The 16,100-nt window shown below is 42.6% G+C and carries 14 protein-coding genes; 10 read left to right on the top strand and 4 right to left on the bottom strand.

Going from position 1 to position 16,100, the window contains the following annotated elements; translation table 11 throughout:
* Window positions 1-69: 69 nt before the first annotated feature.
* Window positions 70-1,626: an ABC-F family ATP-binding cassette domain-containing protein gene (locus M1E06_RS17640; RefSeq protein ID WP_020450520.1), complete on the bottom strand. Its 1,557-nt coding sequence runs from the start codon at window positions 1,624-1,626 to the stop codon at window positions 70-72.
* A 137-nt stretch (window positions 1,627-1,763) separates the two neighbouring features.
* Here M1E06_RS17640 and M1E06_RS17635 point away from each other — a divergent pair, with 137 nt between their 5' ends.
* Window positions 1,764-2,894 (top strand): DEAD/DEAH box helicase, encoded by a 1,131-nt coding sequence (locus M1E06_RS17635; protein WP_035336973.1) that lies wholly within the window; start codon window positions 1,764-1,766, stop codon window positions 2,892-2,894.
* A 43-nt stretch (window positions 2,895-2,937) separates the two neighbouring features.
* Here M1E06_RS17635 and M1E06_RS17630 read toward each other — a convergent pair whose 3' ends face one another.
* Entirely contained in the window at window positions 2,938-3,966 is a 1,029-nt protein-coding gene (locus tag M1E06_RS17630; RefSeq protein WP_105979179.1) for an NADP-dependent oxidoreductase, read from the bottom strand.
* Window positions 3,967-4,016: 50 nt separating this feature from the next.
* The gene (locus M1E06_RS17625; protein WP_035336969.1) at window positions 4,017-4,400 is read right to left on the bottom strand and encodes a DUF3212 family protein; all 384 of its coding nucleotides are present in this window, start codon (window positions 4,398-4,400) and stop codon (window positions 4,017-4,019) included.
* Between the two features lie 195 nt (window positions 4,401-4,595).
* Between M1E06_RS17625 and M1E06_RS17620 the strand changes: the two genes are divergently transcribed.
* The 6 genes from M1E06_RS17620 to M1E06_RS17595 all read left to right on the top strand — a co-directional run bounded on the left by M1E06_RS17620 (window position 4,596) and on the right by M1E06_RS17595 (window position 11,290).
* The gene (locus M1E06_RS17620) at window positions 4,596-4,943 is read left to right on the top strand and encodes a general stress protein (protein WP_026578903.1); all 348 of its coding nucleotides are present in this window, start codon (window positions 4,596-4,598) and stop codon (window positions 4,941-4,943) included.
* 278 nt (window positions 4,944-5,221) lie between these two features.
* The gene (locus M1E06_RS17615) at window positions 5,222-6,658 is read left to right on the top strand and encodes an anion permease (protein WP_039073282.1); all 1,437 of its coding nucleotides are present in this window, start codon (window positions 5,222-5,224) and stop codon (window positions 6,656-6,658) included.
* Window positions 6,659-6,946: 288 nt separating this feature from the next.
* Window positions 6,947-7,366, top strand: coding sequence for a hypothetical protein (locus M1E06_RS17610; RefSeq protein WP_026578901.1), 420 nt, complete (start codon window positions 6,947-6,949; stop codon window positions 7,364-7,366).
* The gene (locus M1E06_RS17605) at window positions 7,344-8,057 is read left to right on the top strand and encodes an ABC transporter ATP-binding protein (protein WP_223254876.1); all 714 of its coding nucleotides are present in this window, start codon (window positions 7,344-7,346) and stop codon (window positions 8,055-8,057) included. The genes M1E06_RS17610 and M1E06_RS17605 overlap by 23 nt, the downstream gene beginning before the upstream one ends.
* A 12-nt stretch (window positions 8,058-8,069) precedes the next feature.
* Window positions 8,070-10,628 carry an ABC transporter permease gene (locus M1E06_RS17600; RefSeq protein ID WP_020450528.1) on the top strand — a complete coding sequence of 853 codons (2,559 nt, stop codon included), beginning with the start codon at window positions 8,070-8,072 and terminating at the stop codon, window positions 10,626-10,628.
* A gap of 83 nt (window positions 10,629-10,711) precedes the next feature.
* On the top strand, window positions 10,712-11,290 hold the full coding sequence (locus M1E06_RS17595; RefSeq protein ID WP_020450529.1) for a VanZ family protein: 579 nt from the start codon (window positions 10,712-10,714) through the stop codon (window positions 11,288-11,290).
* Between the two features lie 46 nt (window positions 11,291-11,336).
* Here the strand turns inward: M1E06_RS17595 and M1E06_RS17590 are convergent, their stop codons facing one another.
* Window positions 11,337-12,119 (bottom strand): MBL fold metallo-hydrolase, encoded by a 783-nt coding sequence (locus M1E06_RS17590; protein ID WP_048350543.1) that lies wholly within the window; start codon window positions 12,117-12,119, stop codon window positions 11,337-11,339.
* Window positions 12,120-12,223: 104 nt separating this feature from the next.
* Between M1E06_RS17590 and M1E06_RS17585 the strand changes: the two genes are divergently transcribed.
* The 3 genes from M1E06_RS17585 (at window position 12,224) to M1E06_RS17575 (ending at window position 16,095) form a co-directional block, all read left to right on the top strand.
* Window positions 12,224-13,018 (top strand): MBL fold metallo-hydrolase, encoded by a 795-nt coding sequence (locus M1E06_RS17585; RefSeq protein ID WP_023855763.1) that lies wholly within the window; start codon window positions 12,224-12,226, stop codon window positions 13,016-13,018.
* Window positions 13,019-13,225: 207 nt separating this feature from the next.
* On the top strand, window positions 13,226-14,869 hold the full coding sequence (locus tag M1E06_RS17580) for a M14 family metallopeptidase (protein WP_035336966.1): 1,644 nt from the start codon (window positions 13,226-13,228) through the stop codon (window positions 14,867-14,869).
* A gap of 128 nt (window positions 14,870-14,997) precedes the next feature.
* On the top strand, window positions 14,998-16,095 hold the full coding sequence (locus M1E06_RS17575) for a nitric oxide synthase oxygenase (RefSeq protein ID WP_035336963.1): 1,098 nt from the start codon (window positions 14,998-15,000) through the stop codon (window positions 16,093-16,095).
* Window positions 16,096-16,100: the final 5 nt, after the last annotated feature.

Here is a 16,100-nt window from a genome sequence, read left to right as displayed (position 1 = left end):
AAAGCCGTTTTGGGATTTTGTCAACAATCTGAAAGCTTGTTTCCCTAAAAGGAAACAAGCTTTTTTTGTTTATAAAACTTTCGTTGTCCATGACTCGCAATTCCATGTTTCTGTCGCGATGTCCATATAGAATTCAGGTTCGTGAGAGATGAGCAGGACGGAGCCTTTGTATTCTTTCAAAGCTCTTTTTAATTCTTCTTTTGCTTCAACATCAAGGTGGTTTGTCGGTTCATCGAGTACAAGCAGGTTCGTTTCCGAATTGATAAGCTTGCATAGTCTGACTTTTGCTTTTTCTCCGCCGCTTAATACGGATACCCTGCTTTCGATATGCTTTGTCGTCAGTCCGCACTTCGCCAGAGCCGCGCGGATTTCGTACTGTGTAAAGGACGGAAAGTCGTTCCACACTTCTTCTATGCATGTGTTGTTGTTGGTCTCTTTGACTTCCTGCTCGAAATAGCCGATATGAAGGTGTTCGCCGCGTTCGACTTCTCCCGACAGTGGTGAAATTTCACCCAGAAGGCTTTTCAGCAATGTCGTTTTTCCGATGCCGTTGGCTCCGTACAGAGCGATCTTTTGGCCCCGCTCCATTCTCAAGTTCAGCGGACGGGACAGCGGCTCATCATAGCCGATGACGAGCTCTTTCGTTTCAAAAATCAGCTTTCCGGATGTTCTTGCTTGTTTAAAATGAAATTCAGGCTTCGGTTTTTCCGAAGGGAGCTCGATCATATCCATTTTATCGAGCTTTTTTTGCCGGGACATCGCCATATTTCTTGTGCTGACGCGCGCTTTGTTGCGGGCGACGAAATCTTTCAGCTCCGAAATCTCCTGCTGCTGTTTCTTGTAGGCTGCTTCAAGCTGCTGTTTTTTCACTTCGTATACTTCGCGGAATTGGTTGTAGTCGCCGACATAGCGGGTCAGCTCCTGGTTTTCCACATGGTAGATCAAATTAATGACGCTGTTTAAAAACGGAATGTCGTGAGAAATCAAAATAAAGGCGTTCTCGTACTCCTGCAAATAGCGTTTCAGCCATTCGATATGCTGTTCGTCCAGGTAGTTTGTCGGCTCATCGAGCAGCAGGATGTCGGGCTTTTCCAAGAGCAGTTTAGCAAGCAGCACCTTTGTCCGCTGGCCGCCGCTCAAATCCGCGACATCCCTGTCAAGGCCGAGATCGTTAAGCCCGAGGCCGCGGGCGATTTCTTCGACTTTTGCGTCAATCGCGTAAAAGTCGTTGTTGGTCAGGGCGTCCTGGATCGTTCCGACTTCTTCGAGAAGCTTTTCAAGCTCATCGGGGTCAGCCTCGCCCATTTTTGTGTAGATGGCATTCATTTCTTCTTCCATCGCAAATAAATAATGGAAAGCGTTTCTCAGCACGTCGCGGATTGTTTGTCCGCGCTCAAGTGATGTATGCTGGTCCAGATAGCCGACCCGGACCTTTTTGGACCATTCCACTTTTCCTTCGTCAGGCTCAAGTTTGCCTGTAATGATATTCATGAAGGTCGATTTTCCCTCGCCGTTTGCTCCGATGAGACCGACATGTTCGCCTTTCAGCAAGCGAAAGGATATATCATGAAAGATCGCCCGGTCGCCAAAACCGTGGCTCAGCTTTGTGACTGTAAGTAAACTCATGTTTTGCACCTCAAAAAATATAATCTGTATTCTATAAGATTATATCGAACTCAGAGGGAACAATAAAAGAAAAATTGCGCAGCCGCTTTTGTTTTGAGATACTAGGAGCAGAATCAACCTGATAAAAGGAGAAAAACATGACAGAAAGATGGCCATTTTTAAATAAAGCAAAACCGTTTATTCAAGAAAACTGGAAGGCATCGGGCTTTCAAGAGCCGACGAGTGTCCAAAAAAATGCAGTCGATCTGATTTTGGACGGGCGTGACGTGATCGCCGAGTCGCCGACTGGAACGGGCAAAACGCTCGCTTACGTCCTGCCGATTCTGGAAAAGCTGGAGGCGGATCAAAAGAACGTGCAAGCTGTGATTTTGGCTCCGTCCCGCGAGCTTGTCATGCAGATTTTTGATGTGATCGTCGAATGGAAAAAAGGCTCGGATATCAGAGCCGCTTCCCTGATCGGCGGCGCCAATGTTAAAAAGCAGCAGGAAAAGCTGAAAAAACACCCGCACATCATTGCGGGCACACCTGGACGCGTATTTGAGCTGATTAAAATGAAAAAACTGAAAATGCATGAAGTGAAGACGATCGTCCTTGACGAAACCGATCATCTGCTTACGCCGGAGCATCGCGGGACGATACAAAGCATCATCAAATCGACGCTCCGCGACAGGCAGCTCCTCTGTTTTTCGGCGACTTTAAAAGACGACGCCGAACGCGAGATCCGCAGCATGACGACAGAAGCGGAAGTTCTCAGGATCAAGAGGTCGAAAGAAGAATCTGCAAAAATCAAACACCAATTTCTCGTATGCGACCAGCGGGATAAGGTGAAGATCCTGCAAAAATTCTCGCGGCTTCCAGGTATGCAGGCGCTCGTCTTTGTCAAAGACATCGGCAACTTAAACGTGTATGCCGAAAAGCTCAAATTTCATCATGTCGACATCGGCGTTCTTCACAGCGAGGCGAAAAAAATCGAGCGCGCCAAAATATTGCAGGCATTTGAAGCAGGCGAATTCACACTGCTTCTCGCGACCGATATCGCAGCGCGCGGAATCGACATCGAAGATCTCCCTTATGTCATCCACGCCGATTTGCCAAACATTGAAGGCTATATCCACCGATCGGGAAGGACGGGAAGAGCGGGGAATGAAGGAACCGTGATCAGCCTTGTCAACCGCATTGAAGAGGAAAGGCTGAAAAAGCTGGCGAAGAAGCTTGAAATCCCGCTTCAGCGGATCGTGTATGAAAGAGGACGGATTATTGAAAGATAAGAAAGAGGCCTGCTGCCGGCAGGCCTCTTTTTTATATGAATGCTCAGGCATTGTCGGAATCGGCGACTTTGATCAGCTGTTTGCCGAGGTTTTTTCCTTCAAACAAGCCTAAAAATGCCTCAGGTATCCGCTCGAAACCTTCTGTTATCGTTTCCTCATATTGAAGCTGCCCGCTTTTTACCCATTCGGCGAGCTGTTTGGTTCCTTCAGGAAAGCGATCCCTGTAATCGTTGACGACAAATCCTTTCATCAGGGCGCTTGTTTTAATTAAGGCTGTTTGTACACGCGGCCCCATATCATCTTCTGCGCTTTTGACGTTATAAGAAGAAATCGCCCCGCAAACCGGAATTCGTGCAAACTTATTGAGCAGGGGGAAGACAGCATCTGAAATCGTGCCTCCGACGTTGTCAAAGTAAACATCGACACCGTCCGGACAAGCTTGTTCAAGCGCTGAGGCCATATTTTCCGTTGTTTTATAATTGATTGCTTCATCAAAACCGAGCTTTTCTTTTAAGTATGCCGTTTTTTCGTCAGAGCCTGCAATACCGACGACTCTCGCCCCTTTGATTTTGGCAATTTGTCCGACGGCGGAGCCGACTGCTCCGGCGGCACCGGAGACAACAACCGTTTCACCGGCTTTTGGCTGTCCGATGTCCAAAAGTCCGAAATAAGCGGTCAAACCGGTCATGCCGAGAATCCCAAGAAAAGCGGTAACAGGCGCGAGGGACGGATCGATTTTCTGCAGATTGTCTTCGCGAACCGCTGAATACTCCTGCCAGCCCAAGCGGCCCAAAACAATGTCCCCTTTTTTGAGCTTGTCTCCTTTTGCAGATATCACTTCGCCGATCACGCCTCCGGTGATTACTTTATCAAGCGGAAATGGCTCGACATAGGATTTCGTGTCCTGCATTCTTCCCCTCATATAAGGGTCCACTGAGACATAAAGCGTTTTTACAAGCGCTTCACCGTTTTTTGCTTCCGGAATTTCCGTTTCTTTTATGCGAAAATCGTCCATAACAGGTATGCCCTGCGGACGTCTTGCGAGTTCAATTTGTTTTTGCGACATAATGATTCCTCCTTTTACTTATAACTTACCACGTAAAAAAGAGGTTTAGCAAAAGATCAGCGGGTTACATGAAAGGTTTTTTTCAGCACAGCATCGGGCAGAAAAAGATGAAAAACATCAGCATTTCTTTCATTTAAAAGATATTGATTGGCATTTTCTCTCGAAAATTGAAACATGTCTTTTGTGATAAAAGGAAGCAATGACAGGAGATATGAAGAGAGGAGGTCTTCGGTGCTGCTTGCCGTTCTCCTTTCTTCCGGATCGCCGATGTTCATGATGATTGAAAAGACGTAATCGATATTGATGCCGAATCGTCTGGCGGCAAAAGATTCAAATCGATGAGTATCAACTTCTTGATGACCTTCCCTTGAAAAAATCTGCTTGACCAAATCGCTAATGATCCATGCGTTATATTGCTGTTCCGGTGAAAAATAATACACGCTTCAATCACCCCATCTCAAAGCCTTGTCTATTTGTAATGTACCTGAATTGGCAATCCTTTCAAACGTTTTGTCTGAAAATTTATAACAATTGTAACATTGAAATGAAAATGTCATGACAGAGCATTCATCCGTTTAGCCGCGTAAACAAAGGGTAAGTGTTAAATACAACATGAAAAAAGGGAGGAGATTCATATGAAACCAGTAGTAAGACAATATACTAATGATGAAAAACTGATGAAGGATGTTGAGGAACTCAGGGAAATCGGAGTTGCAAGAGAAGATATTTACGTTCTGTCACATGATGACGACCGTACTGAAAGACTTGCGGACAACGCGGATGCCAATACGATCGGAGCCGAAGAGACAGGCCTTAAAAATGCCGTGGGCAATATCTTCAACAAAAAAGGGGACGAACTCCGCAATAAAATTCATGAGATCGGCTTTTCAAAACAGGAAGCAGAACAATTCGAGAAGCAGCTTGATGAAGGAAAAGTCCTCCTCTTTGTCACGGATCATGAAAAAGTGAAATCTTGGGTATAAATTGAGACTGCCGACAAGGTCGGCAGTTTCAGCGTGTCGAGAAACCCTCGCATTCGTTGTCAGGCCTGCGCGTCGGTGCTCACGAATTCCAACATTCGCTCCGCTCCGATGCTCGGCCTTCCTAGACTGCAAAGGTTTTCAATCACGCTGAAGGGATTTTGTCAAAAATCTGAGACTGCCGACAAGGTCGGCAGTTTTTTTAATAAAATAAAATTTGAATGATAGCAGGAAAGGAGTAGAATAATAAACGAAAACGATATGAATAGGAGGAAAAGGTTTTGGCTAAAGAAAAAGATGCAGAACAAAAATCGGCATTGAACATCATTCCTCTTGCGGTCACGATTTTAGTCGGAGCGGTGATTTGGTTTATTCCGTCGCCCGCCGGATTGGACCCGAAAGCATGGCACTTATTTGCAATCTTTGTGGCAACGATTATCGGCTTTATTTCAAAACCGCTACCGATGGGGGCAATCGCCGTATTCGCATTGGCGGTCACGGCGCTGACCGGAACGCTGTCGATTGAAGAAACGCTCAGCGGTTTTGGAAACAAGACGATTTGGCTGATCGTTATTGCCTTTTTTATTTCACGGGGATTCATTAAAACCGGTTTAGGTGCGCGAATCGCCTATTTATTTGTGCGGATGTTTGGCAAAAAAACACTCGGACTCTCGTATTCACTTCTTGTCAGCGATTTGATTTTGTCGCCGGCGATCCCGAGTAATACCGCACGGGCCGGGGGAATTATTTTTCCGATTATCCGTTCGTTATCCGAAACTTTTCAGTCAACGCCCAAGGACGGCACGGAACGGCGCATTGGCGCTTTCTTGCTGAAGGTGGGCTTTCAGGGGAACTTGATCACTTCAGCGATGTTCTTAACGGCTATGGCGGCAAACCCGCTGATTGCCAAACTTGCCCATGATGTGGCAGGTGTGAATCTGACCTGGACAAGCTGGGCTGTGGCGGCCATCGTCCCGGGACTTGTCAGCTTGATCATCACCCCGCTTGTCATTTATAAACTGTATCCGCCTGAGGTGAAAGAAACACCTGATGCGGCGAAAATCGCAACAGAGAAGCTGAAAGAAATGGGCCCGTTCAAAAAATCGGAACTCTCGATGGTCGCGGTCTTTTTGCTCGTCCTTTTTTTATGGATTTTCGGCGGAAACCTGAAAATTGACGCAACGACAACGGCATTGATCGGTTTAGCCGTCCTGCTTTTGACACAGGTTCTGACGTGGGACGATATTAAGAAAGAGCAAGGCGCATGGGATACGCTGACATGGTTTGCCGCGCTCGTCATGCTGGCGAGCTTTTTGAATGAACTCGGCATGGTCGGCTGGTTCAGCGATGCGATGAAATCGTATGTTTCAGGATTCTCCTGGGTCAGCGCATTTCTCATTTTAATTGCGGTTTACTATTATTCGCATTATTTTTTTGCGAGTGCAACCGCTCATATCAGCGCGATGTATTCGGCCTTTCTCGCCGTGATTATCGCTGCAGGCGCTCCGCCGCTCCTCGCAGCATTAAGCCTTGCGTTTTTCAGCAACCTTTTTGCTTCGACGACACACTACGGAGCTGGAGCGGCACCCGTCTTTTTCGGGGCCGGCTATATTCCACAAAGCAAATGGTGGTCAATCGGCTTTATCCTGTCGATTGTTCATATTGTGACATGGCTTGTTGTCGGAGGGCTATGGTGGAAATTGTTGGGTATATGGTAAAATGAAGGGCAGGAGAGATCCTGTCCTTTCTTTTATGTCCATTTCGATGCTGTTGATTTGAAATTCCACACTTGCGGTTAAAAGTCGTAATAAATTAAAAGCTTTGGAATTAGCCTATCTATCATCATATATCCGTTTTATATTAGTTATTTCTTTGAAACAAATGATGGATATAGAAATCTAATTTATGCATTGACTTACATTATTTTTCATATTAACCTAATATATGACAGATCTGTTTCTGATTGGACAATCAAAAAGAAGATAAAAAGGAAGAGGGGATTATTTATGAAAAGATTATTAAAGAGAAAGAAAATATTTGGTACTTTCTCTGTGGTAGCTTTGGTCTTTATTTTCGGCTTTAGTACGGTGAGTTTAGCTTATAATGAGCCATATTCTTTCAATATCCGATCAGCAGTAACTGGAGAAGCTAAACATAAACTAAGCAATAAATCTACCACTATAACTGCTAGTGCAAGAACTATTAAGGCTGAAACTGGTGAAACTCTGTCACAAACTCATAAATATACTGTCACAATTAGCAAAGGAGTATTTACTAGCTACAGTACCGGTAGATTAACCACCGGAAAAAGTTATAGCAAAAATGTAGGAAAAGTGGCTAAAGGAACTTACAGAGTTAATGTTACGAAGCACACATATTCAGATTACGGAATTAATATAAAAGGTGGAGGAAGGATTAAACAATAAGAATATTATGAGACAAGATAATAGAATTATAATATCGACAAATCAAGTAACAAAAACATATGGGGAGGGTGCTTCATTATTTAATGCGTTGCACCCTACTACTCTTTCTATAAGCAAGGGTTCAATTAATGTAATCTTAGGGAAAAGTGGATCAGGTAAAACAACTTTGCTGAGTCTTCTTGGTGGCATGGAGGAACCTACCAACGGCCATGTGTGGTTTAAACAGCAAAATTTTTACAAATTAAAGGATCCTGAACAAGCTAATATTAGAGGCAATAATTTCGGTTTCATTTTTCAAAATTATCATTTAATACCTGAAATTTCAGTGTTTGATAATATTATCCTACCACTAATGATTAATAAAAAGGAAAAAGACATTTCGGACATTAAGAAACTGACAAACATTTTAGGGATTGGGCACAAGTTGAAATCTTTTCCTTTCCAACTGTCAGGTGGTCAGCAACAAAGAGTTGCTATTGCAAGAGCAATGGCAAATGATCCAGAAATCATTTTTGCGGACGAGCCTACTGGTAATTTAGATCAAAAAAATGCGGAAAAAGTTATTGAACTTTTAGTTTCTTTATGCAAAGAATTTGATAAAACATTAGTGATTGTTACACACGAAGAGAACTTGATAGAGAGGCCAGATCAGCTTTTTTTAATTGAAGATGGACGAGTCAAAACTTTATAAAGGTGTTGAAATATGTTTTGGGTTAAATTAGCTTTTAAGTCGTTGTTCCAAAGAAGAAAAATATCTTATTTAATGGTTTTAATAATCTCTATCTCAATGGTCTTTCTTATTATGGTGAACAGCGCTACAGAAGAAATTCTGAAATACACAAAAGAAAAGGCCTATGAAAAATATGGTGAGCATCATGCTATAATTAACAATCTTAGTGAAAAGGAGTTCAAAGAGTTAAAAGGAATACATAGTGTAAAAAAAGGAGGAGGAATTTTTTTAGTTGGTTACACTGAAGATTTTAATGAATCTTCAGTCGGAGCTTCTATTGGATGGTTTGACAAAAGTGCTTTAGAATTAGGGCATATACATATTTTACATGGGAGGATGCCTGTACACAAAAATGAGATTGCCATTGAATCATTTTTAACTGACTCTTTTAAAACAAATGACGTTATTGGAGCGGATGTTAAATTAAAAATAGGTGCTGTTGAGGAAGTTTATCAAATAGTAGGTATTGTGAATAATTATTCCTCAAATTGGTCTACTCCAATAAATATAGAAAAAGGAAAGAATACATATCCAAATGTTTTTATAAGTCCGACAAAATTTAATGCAGATAAGCACATTGATATACAAAAAAGTTTTATCTTTTCACTTCAAAATGAAAATGTAGAAAAGATCGAACAAGAAATAAATGAAAATTTTGAGCAACATTTATCTAGCCCTGAACAATTATATGAAAATGAGAATCTTTTTAATGAAGGATATAAAAACTATAATAGGATTTTCTATATATGTTTATTTTTTTCAATCATTCTAATATTTGGTTCGTTGTGTTGCTGTTTTCGAATATTTGAGGTGTTCTATCAGAATTACCGGCAAAAAATTGCGATACTGAGATCCCACGGAGCAAAAAAAAATCATATAAGGCTTCTTGTTTTTTTTCAGAGTACCATTATTGTTTTAGTGAGTTTCTTAATATCTTTTCCTGTTGGGGTGTACTTGAAAAAGATATTAAATCATCAAACATATCGTACTGAAAACTACAGTTCTTCACCTCTGTTGGAATCTACTCTGTTCGTCACGATTTGGCTCACCTTATTATTTTTTTCATTATGTATAACAGCACTAATTGTAACGGAAAAAATAAGCAAAGAAACAATTCATACTAATTTAAAAGGGAATCCGCTTATAGCAAAAGGATACCGTGTTTATCAATTTATAGAAAAGTTTCCTTTTAAATTGAAGTCTTTGGTGATTCAACTTACGTTTCGATGGAAATCTTCTATATTATTTATTGTTATACTGTCTTTCTCGATCATGATTTTTTTCTTCACCCAGTTAATAGCCGATGAAACAATTGAAAAATCCGAAGAAACAACACCGGATTTTATACTTTCATCTAAGCAACTGACTGCTGAGGAACATGTAAATGGCTATATTATCGAAACCAATCAATCTGTTTCTTTTGATTATAAAAGTGTAGAAGATCTTCAACGCTTGCCAGGAGTTGTTTATATTGATAAAGTTCCAAACTCCCTAGGGAGCACCTTGCTCCTAACCAAACAACAACTTTCACCCAATATTAAATCTTGGATAAATACCTATAAGCTGGAGAATATAAATGTTGAAATATCTGAGCACACAATAGATAATTTAGTACCAAATAATCTTATACCTATTCCTAACGTGAATTTTGTATTAGTGAATGACAGTGAACTTAAACATCTCCAACGCATGTATAGTTTTGATGAAAGTTCCGTAAGGAAAGTGAAAAAATCAAGATCAGCCTTTATTTTCTTTCCTGAAATAAACCAAAAAGAAATGAATAATAAAATTATAAATGGAGACGAAGTGAAAATCGGCAGGATTGCATATTCTGATGAAAAAAAACCAAAATTTGAAAATTGGGATTTGAAGGTAGAACGGATTATCTTGTCTCCTTACTTGATGAAACAAAATCAGATTTCTCAAGAACGTGAGGGAATTACAGTTTTAATTTATGAAGAAGTGGCTAAAAAAATTGGGGTTTTTGATGGCTATAAAGAATTGACAATATATACTGACCATTCAATTTCTAAACAAAAAAAGAAGGGAATTATTAATAAGACGAAACAAATGGTTTCATCAATTCCTGGAAGTCTGTATTATTCAGAAACAGAAGATAATAAGAGACTTGAGTCAATTTCTAATTACCTATCCATACTTGGGACTGTGTTATTTGCAGTTACTGCATTTTACTCTGTTTTAACATTAGCTGCAACAATGTATTCTAGAATCATTCAAAGAAAAGCTGAAATTGCAATTAATCGAGCCTTTGGAAAAAGCGTCACAGCCGTCTTGAAAGACCTGATAATTGAAATGACTATTTATTTAATATTAGCTTTTCTTTTAAGCGGAACGATCATTCTTTTTCTTACATTATCAATGCCTGAAAACTATAATAATTATAATTATTTCAAATATTATTTTTATTCAGTTGCTTTCACAAGTACTTTATCTTTGATTTCACTGTCTATCTTATTTTTTGTATTGAAAAAAATAAGTATTTCTGACGCTTTAAAAACTAAGGAAGAATAGTTTGGTAATTAGTGTTTATGAGCTATGGTGAAAATCCACAAAACTTGTTAGTATAGTGACTAAAAATAAAGGTGTGAATTTTAATGTTTTGGTCAGTTGATTTAATGCTGCTCGGTTTCATGTGCGCAATCGTCTACTTTTTGTACGACATTGTGAAAAACCGAAAAAAAACAAGTTTTTTTAGAAAAATGGTGTTTGCCAGTTTTATTGTTTATTTGAGCGTCGTTTATCACTATACGATAGGCGGAATCAACATTCCGCCGCAGCCGGCATACGCTCAAATGAACATTCAGCTCATTCCGTTTTATTTTGTTGCTGAATGGGTGCAAATGCATCAGCAGAGCGGGTTTGATTGGTTTTTTTGGAATTCTGTCAAGCTTACATTTTTTAATGTTTTATTGCTCATTCCTTTAGGTGTGTATCTTTCCGTTCTATGGAGGAAAATTCCGCTGAAAAAAGCGGCGGTTTTTGTTTTTTTGACAAGCTTTTTGATTGAGAGTCTCCAGCTTGTGCTATCTGTGACTGGATTCATAATGGCGAGAACCTTTAATGTGGATGATTTAATTTTAAATACGGCCGGCGGTGTAATCGGTTTCTGCCTGACGTCTTTCATGTTCGGAGCTAAAGGATCAGGTTACCGCAGGAAAGGTCTGCATTTTTGAGGAAAGCGCGAAAGATGATTCCCGGCTGGGCAATCATCTTTTTTAGTTAAAACTGAAAGCTCAGGCTCTTAAATCGGTGCATGCCTGTGCCATGCTTTGCCAGACCATGCATCTTCAAATGCTGGGCCGCATGCCCGGCTTCCTGCAAAATGTCAGGAGCAAGACCGAGCTGATGATGCCCGCCGAAAACCTTTTTCACGCGCCCGATAGCCGAGATTTTTTCAAGCGACTGAATCAATTGGACCGGATCAGTCGTCGGGTAGAATGCATAGATGGGGGCTCCGGTATACAGCAGGTCGCCGGTAAACAAGTAGCCTGACGCCGGATCAAAGATACAGATATGCCCCGGGGAGTGTCCGGGCGTATGATAAATAACGAGCGGCCTTGAATCGCAGCCGACTGTGTCGCCGTCTTGCAGCGTTCCCGACGGTTCACCTCTGAACGGGGTGTATGTTTCAGCGGAAAAGCCGGCCGGTACAGGTTTGGTGATATCTCGAGAGACATCGCGGCGAATGTGCTCGATCGGAAGCCCTTTGATTCCATCCGTCAGCCAGTCTTTCTCGGCTTCATGAACGTAAATGCGCTGATATTCACCGTGGCTTCCGATGTGATCCCAATGGACATGGGTTGTGATGACGCTGACCGGCAGATCGGTCAGACTATCCGTTACCGTCTTCATGCTGCCGATACCAAGACCTGTATCAATTAAAACGGCTTCCTTCGCCCCAATCAGCAAGTAAGAGTGCACATTTTCCCAATGCCCGCATTCGCTGATCGCATATGTGGATTCATCAAGCTCTGTTACAGTAAACCATTGACCATCTCCCATTGGTTTGTCCCTCCTTCATTTTTTCAAAGGTGCTTATCCATGCATATCCTCAAGTCAAATGTGCAAAGTAATAAAATATATGATAAGTGAGTGTGGTGAACATAATGAGTGATCCTTACATGCCTTTGACATCCATCAACAGCGGGGTCCTGGAAGAGTATGCCGAAGGCGTATTCGGTTTGACGGTGCAAATCGTCAATGTGTATTTTATTTTCGATCCCGATTCGCGGGAAGCCGTTTTAATCGATGCCGGAATGCCCAAGTCCGCTCCATTTATTTTAAGAGAGGCAAAGGAGCGGTTCGGCGATTTTAGCCTAAAAGCAATCGTTTTGACGCACGGACATTTCGACCATGTCGGCGCTTTGGAAGGTCTTCTCGAAACATGGCAGGTTCCAGTTTACGCCCATGAAAAAGAAATGCCTTATTTAACGGGAAAAGCCGATTATCCGCCTGCCAAACCGCAAGTAAAAAGCGGGCTGGTTGCAAAGATGTCTCCGTTGTTTCCGAGGCACTCAATCAACTTTTCGTCCCATGTAAAGCAGCTTTCTGAAGATGGTTCGCTTCCGTTTCTTAAAGGGTGGAAATGGATTGAGACGCCGGGACATACACCGGGTCATGTTTCGCTTTTCCGGCAGTCGGACAGAACCTTGATCGCAGGCGACGCCGTTACAACTGTAGAGCAGGAATCTCTGTTTGAAGTGGCGATTCAAAAGCAGGAGCTGAACGGACCCCCGGCTTATTTCACAATGGACTGGACAAAAGCGGCGGACTCAGTTCGGAAGCTGTCAGAATTAAAACCGGCTGCATTGTTGACGGGACACGGTGTACCGATGAAAGGAAACGATTTTTCCAAAGAGCTCCTTGATCTGTCAGGCCGCCTTCCCGCTTCTGATTCGTAAAATGCCATATGCTGCCCTTAAAACATTCAGCCAGGCTGAATGTTTTTTTATAGGGAAAAACTAACCATTTACATGTGATGATGGCCATCCATCGTTCTATATTTCGGATGTTGTTGTATACCAAAGGAATCATTTTCTGAAATTTTAGACAAAATAAGCTGATATTTCATTTATAATGCAGGTATGCCTGAAAGGAGCTGAGAAAAGATGAACATTCAAAAAAGGGTCCAAGCTTTGCTGGCAGCTGCGGCAATGTTTGCAGGACTGATGGTGTCTGATGCGGTTCACGCTGCGGAAACCCCTTACTATGGAAAGAACTATACTCAGCCAGAGCAAGTGTCATCATTATATCCGGAGCCGGAAGAAACTTTCTCGACCCCTGCTTTTGTGAAAGAAGGGGAAGCCTTTACGACACAAGAAGAAATGATGAAGTTTATAACCAGTCTGACAAAGAAAAGCCCGAATGTCAAAATCGGGAATATCGGTTTTTCAATTGAAAAAAGAAATATTCCCGTGCTTTATTTCACAAAGGATAAGCAAATACGTTCCATATCAAAAAAACCGACCGTCTGGCTGCAAGGACAGATACACGGAAATGAGCCGGCAGCGGGAGAATCGGTCCTGGCGATGGCTGAAAAACTGGCCGGGTCGTACGGCGACAAAGTGTTGGACAAGATCAATGTCATCGTCGTTCCGCGGGTCAATCCTGACGGCTCGTATCAGTTTAACAGACGGCTGGCGAGCGGAATCGACGGAAACAGGGATCATGTTAAGCTTGAATCTCCGGAAGTCCGCGCCATTCACCAGGAGTTCAATCAATATTCGCCTGAAGTCGTTATTGATGCCCATGAATACGGTGTCGGCCAAAACGAATTTCAAAGCGTAGGCGAAAAAGGGTCATTAAAATACCATGATATTTTAATTTTATCAGGAAAAAACTTAAACATTCCCGAATCGATCAGGTATGCGTCTGACAGCCTTTATGTGAACGGCGTCAGAGCTAAACTTGATGAAAAAGGATTTTCTAATGATGCATATTATACGACAGGAAAAAGCAAGGACGGAAAAATCGAAATCTATGAAGGAGGTACTGAAGCGAGAATCGGACGTAATGCATTCGGCCTCCAGCCTGCTCTTTCCTTCCTAGTGGAAAGCAGGGGGATAGACATCGGACGCGAAAATTTTGAAAGAAGAGTCGCGGCTCAGGTTGCTACTCATGAGACAATCATCGACACGACAGCGAAGCATGCAGCCGAGATCAAGCGCCTTGTCGCCAAAGAAAAATTAAAGCTGATAAAAAATGGTGCAAAAGTGAGCGATAAAGACCAAGTGATCATCAACAGTGAGTTTGCAGGGCCGTATAAAGAAACGCTGAAAGTCGCTGATATCGCTTCAGGACAAGCAGTTGACGTTCCTGTCCAATATTACAGCGCTTCGGAAGCCGTCCCTGTGCTGTCAAGAACACGTCCGACCGCTTACCTTGTCCTTCCGGGCCATCAAGATATTGAGCAGAAGCTGAAGGATCAGGGATTAAAAAGCGTGACACTTCCTTTCAAACAAAAGCTCACCGCTGAAGCGTATGAGGTTTTATCGAAAGAAACATCGGGAGAATCTGAGGGCCGGCCTGTGATCAAGGTGGAAACGAAGCTTAAAAAACAGAAAAAAGAGTTTCCAAAAGGAACAAAAATCTATTTTACAGCACAGCCGCAAAGCAATCTGCTGTCGATTGCGCTTGAGCCGGAATCGGTTGACAGTTATGTAAGCACGGGTTACATCCCTTCTCAAACAGGCAAACAGCTGCCGGTTTACCGCTTCATGCTGAACACCAAAACGCTTAACATTAAGGAATAATCATCAGGCATCTGTCTTTGACGGATGCTTTTTAGCAGTTTTTTGTCTTTTCATACATAATGGTTTTAAACTGAGATTGAAACCTATACAATAAATATCAGTCTGAAATCTGGAAGGAGAGAATCCGGTTGGAATCATATGAAGAATTATGGAGGGAAGCCAAGACCTTCATCGAGCTCTGCTACGGGGAACTGTCGAAGTCCGAAGAAGAAACAAGGATGCGCTTACATAAAATAGACGAAGAAATCAGAGAAACCGGAAGCTATACACATACATTAGAAGAAATCGAACATGGCGCGAAAATGGCGTGGAGAAACAGCAGCCGCTGCATCGGCCGGCTGTTTTGGCACTCTCTTACTGTCATCGATCAAAGAGGCGTTCAAACTGAGGCAGAGGTGCGGGATGCGCTTTTTCACCATATCGAGCTTGCGACAAACGGAGGGAAAATCAGACCGTTCATTACGATTTTTCCCCCGGAACAAAGCGGGCAAAAAAAAGTGTCCATTTGGAACCATCAGCTGATCAGGTATGCGGGGTATGAAACGGAGCAAGGTGTCATCGGCGATCCGGCATCATTGGAACTGACAAAAGCGTGTGAAGCGCTCGGCTGGAAAGGCGAAGGTACGCCTTTTGACGTTTTGCCGCTTGTTTTTCAAATAGATGGCCATCCCCCTGTGTGGTATGAGCTGCCTCGTGAAATCGTCAAAGAGGTCAGGATTGAACATCCGGAGATCGAGAGCTTCAAAAGTTTGGGGCTGAAGTGGTACGGTGTGCCGATTATAGCCGATATGAAGCTGGAGGTCGGAGGAATTCATTATAATGCCGCCCCGTTTAACGGCTGGTATATGGGAACGGAAATCGGAGCGCGCAACCTCGCGGATACAGACCGCTATAATGTACTCGAAAAAGTGGCAGCCATTATGGGACTTGATACGGAACGGAATACTTCGCTGTGGAAAGACAAGGCGCTTGTTGAATTAAATACGGCGGTGCTTCACTCTTATAAAAATGCCGGCGTCAGCATTGTTGACCACCATACCGCGGCAAGCCAATTCAAGCGGTTCGAGGAGCAGGAAGCTGAAGCGGGAAGGGAGCTTTCAGCAAGCTGGACATGGCTGATTCCGCCGTTATCTCCGGCAGCGACCCATATCTTTCACAGCTATTATGAACATAAAACGCTTAAACCGAATTACTTTTATCAGGAAAAGCCTTATTCGAACGATTGAGAGGA

Source organism: Bacillus sp. AK124 (assembly GCF_053903085.1).
The sequence above is the reverse complement of the archived record's forward strand: the minus strand, read 5'-3'. Positions and strand labels throughout refer to the sequence as shown.

What these genes read in the sequence shown, in the direction of transcription:
- M1E06_RS17585 (WP_023855763.1), top strand. Translation starts at nt 12,224, where the DNA reads ATGAGTGATCCTTACATGCCTTTGACATCCATCAACAGCGGGGTCCTG.
- M1E06_RS17595 (WP_020450529.1), top strand. Translation starts at nt 10,712, where the DNA reads ATGTTTTGGTCAGTTGATTTAATGCTGCTCGGTTTCATGTGCGCAATC.
- M1E06_RS17580 (WP_035336966.1), top strand. Translation starts at nt 13,226, where the DNA reads ATGAACATTCAAAAAAGGGTCCAAGCTTTGCTGGCAGCTGCGGCAATG.
- M1E06_RS17620 (WP_026578903.1), top strand. Translation starts at nt 4,596, where the DNA reads ATGAAACCAGTAGTAAGACAATATACTAATGATGAAAAACTGATGAAG.
- M1E06_RS17640 (WP_020450520.1), bottom strand. Translation starts at nt 1,626, where the DNA reads ATGAGTTTACTTACAGTCACAAAGCTGAGCCACGGTTTTGGCGACCGG.
- M1E06_RS17590 (WP_048350543.1), bottom strand. Translation starts at nt 12,119, where the DNA reads ATGGGAGATGGTCAATGGTTTACTGTAACAGAGCTTGATGAATCCACA.
- M1E06_RS17635 (WP_035336973.1), top strand. Translation starts at nt 1,764, where the DNA reads ATGACAGAAAGATGGCCATTTTTAAATAAAGCAAAACCGTTTATTCAA.
- M1E06_RS17600 (WP_020450528.1), top strand. Translation starts at nt 8,070, where the DNA reads ATGTTTTGGGTTAAATTAGCTTTTAAGTCGTTGTTCCAAAGAAGAAAA.
- M1E06_RS17610 (WP_026578901.1), top strand. Translation starts at nt 6,947, where the DNA reads ATGAAAAGATTATTAAAGAGAAAGAAAATATTTGGTACTTTCTCTGTG.